The 1,924-nt window shown below is 82.4% G+C and carries 2 protein-coding genes and 1 pseudogene; 1 reads left to right on the forward strand and 2 read right to left on the reverse strand.

Annotated elements, in window-relative coordinates; genetic code table 11:
• Positions 1-415, forward strand: a pseudogene (locus EJA20_RS18940) (hypothetical protein); the annotation flags it as partial.
• Here the strand turns inward: EJA20_RS18940 and EJA20_RS18420 are convergent.
• Entirely contained in the window at positions 412-912 is a 501-nt protein-coding gene (locus EJA20_RS18420) for a DUF1810 domain-containing protein (protein WP_129339946.1), read from the reverse strand. The pseudogene EJA20_RS18940 and the gene EJA20_RS18420 sit on opposite strands and share 4 nt — an antisense overlap.
• Entirely contained in the window at positions 909-1,601 is a 693-nt protein-coding gene (locus tag EJA20_RS18425) for a hypothetical protein (protein WP_129339947.1), read from the reverse strand. The genes EJA20_RS18420 and EJA20_RS18425 overlap by 4 nt, the downstream gene beginning before the upstream one ends.
• Positions 1,602-1,924 lie beyond the last annotated feature (323 nt).

A 1,924-nucleotide genomic window follows, 5' to 3' on the forward strand; every position in this document is an offset into this window, starting at 1 on the left:
GCCGCCGCTGCCGGAGGGGGACCGGCGCACGCTGGCGGCCGCGACCGGCGCCGTGCGCGCCCACCTGGCCCGCACCGCGGCAGGCGCGCGCGCCGGCGCTTCGCCCGGCGCGTCCCCCGGGCCGGGCGAGGAGGTCGTCGACCTCGTCCTGCTCGCGCACCGCGCCTCCTGGCTGGCCGACGGCCTGCCCCTGTACGCCGCCGCGGTGGCCCACCCGGACCGCGTCGCGGACGCACCGGCGGTCCGGGCCGCCCTGTCGGCGCTCGTGCGCGCCTTCGACCGGACGGCGACGGAGACCCTGCTCCGCGCCACGCGTCCCGCGGCGGCGGCCCTCGTCGCGGCCGCGGAGCTGCTCGGGGAGGCCCCGGCCGACGGCCGCGACGGACCGGCGCGCGCCCCCGAGGACCTGCCCTAGGAGGTCGCGTCCCCGAGGAGGTCCAGCGTCGCCGGGTCGGGCCGGCCGTCGTACCAGCGCTCGAGCAGGGCCGCGTAGAGCGGCTCGTCGGGCTCGGCGACGGCGAAGAGGGTCAGGCAGGAGCGGAGCTTGACCGCGTCGACCGGTCCGAGCACCTCGACGGGTCCGGCCGTCGCCGGCAGGTCCGCCAGCGCCCCCACGGCGGTGCGCAGGCGCGGCCCCAGGACCGGGTGCGCCGCGTAGGCCCGTGCCGCCGCGAGCCCGGGCAGCCCGTACCGCACCGCGGTGGGGCTCGTGCCGAGACCGAGGAGCTGCGGCAGGACGAACCACATCCAGTGCGTCGTCTTGCGGCCCCGGCGCAGCTCGCCGAGCGCGCGCTCCCAGGTGCCGCCCTCGTCCTGCGCCGCGACGAACCGTCCGAGGTCGGACGAGGGCGCCCCGGCGCCGTCCGCCGCGCGGGAGGTGCCGGCGCCCCCGCGCCCGTCCTCGCCGGTCACCGCCGCGCCCCGACGACGAGCGCGGTGCCGGGGGCCCCACGACCGGCGGCCGCTGCCGGGCCCAGCGCCGTCACGACCGCGGCGACCGGGGAGGCCGCGTCCTGCCGCACGGGGACGGGCAGGGGCCCGACGTGCTGGACCCAGGGGCCGCCGAGGAGGCGCGCCCGGGGCTCGTCCAGGTGCTCGACGAGGTCCGCGGCGAGCGCGGCGTCCAGCACGGCCGTCCAGCCCGCGCGGCCGGCGTCCGCGAGCTCGGCGAGCGCGGCCGCCCGGTCCTGCGCCACGACGCGTCCGATCTCGTGCGCGAGGACCACGCACGCCACGGCGACCACGACGAGGACCGTCACCGAGCCCCAGCCCCGCTGCCCGGCGGCGGCGAGCCCGGCGGTGAGGGCCGCCAGCACCGCGCTCACGACCGCGGCGGCCCGTCCCAGGACGACGAGGACCACGCGGTCGTCGGCGACGTCGTGCCGGGTACCGGCAGGCCGGTGCAGGGCGCGGGTGGTCGCGAGCGCCCGGACGGTGGCGTGCACCTGCGCGGGGTGCTGCGCGGCGAGCGCCGCCCGCACGGCCCGCGCGGTGCGGGCGGTGGCCGGGTCGGCGGCGCGCGCGGCGGCGAGCCGGGCCAGCGTGCTCAGCGGGAGGGTCCCGGCCGTCCGCAGCACGGACTCCCGGTCGGAGGCGGCCACCGTCAGCCCTCCGGGCCGGTCGGACGGGGCCGGGGGCCCTCGTGGACGCCGGCGGGCACGACCGGCGCGGCCACGGGCGCGGACGCGCGGCCGGCGCGCGGCGGGCTGGGCGGGCGCGGTGCCGGCAGCGGCCGGGACGGACGGATCACGGGGTGCACGGGACCTCCTCTCGGGGCGCATCCTGCCGGGCGGCCGGGCGGTGCGCCCGCCCGACGCGCCCGCCTCACCCCTGCGCCGCGCGGCACCGCCCGGCCGGCCGTCCCCCGTCGGGGCGCCCGGAGACGAGGACGCCGGCGCGGTGCCGGCGGCGGGCGGGTCCCGCG

Origin of the sequence: Cellulomonas endophytica, assembly GCF_004123805.1 — a bacterium.
Lineage (GTDB): Bacteria > Actinomycetota > Actinomycetes > Actinomycetales > Cellulomonadaceae > Cellulomonas > Cellulomonas endophytica.